Source organism: Halobacillus sp. A1, from assembly GCF_024189295.1.
Lineage (GTDB): Bacteria > Bacillota > Bacilli > Bacillales > Halobacillaceae > Halobacillus_A.
In genome coordinates this window covers 1-308 of the sequence record NZ_JAIZEN010000084.1, presented here as the reverse complement: position 1 = coordinate 308, position 308 = coordinate 1, and the positions used below count along the sequence as shown (strand labels likewise).

Below are 308 nucleotides of genomic sequence, written 5' to 3'. Positions count from 1 at the left end.
CAAATTAACTATGAAGAGCGAGGTTAGAGACATGTCTAAAATTATGTTTACGGAAACACAAAGGAAAGAATTAGAATCCAACCCAAACGTTATCAAGGTATCTGATCGTTCTATCACTTATGCACCGACATTCAAACTGAAGGCTGTAAAAGAAAACGGTGAAGGCAAAAGTCCTTATCACATCTTTGTTGACCATGGATTTGATCTGTCTGTGATTGGTTCCAAGAAACCGAAACAGTGTGTGAAACGATGGCGCGAGATATTTCAAAAATACGGAGAAGACGGGTTCTATACAGAGCGAAGAGGAA

General features: G+C 39.3%; 1 pseudogene. It reads left to right on the top strand.

The annotated features are described in order from the left end of the window. Window positions 1-31: 31 nt before the first annotated feature. Window positions 32-308 (top strand): annotated as a pseudogene (locus tag LF817_RS20100) (hypothetical protein); the annotation flags it as partial.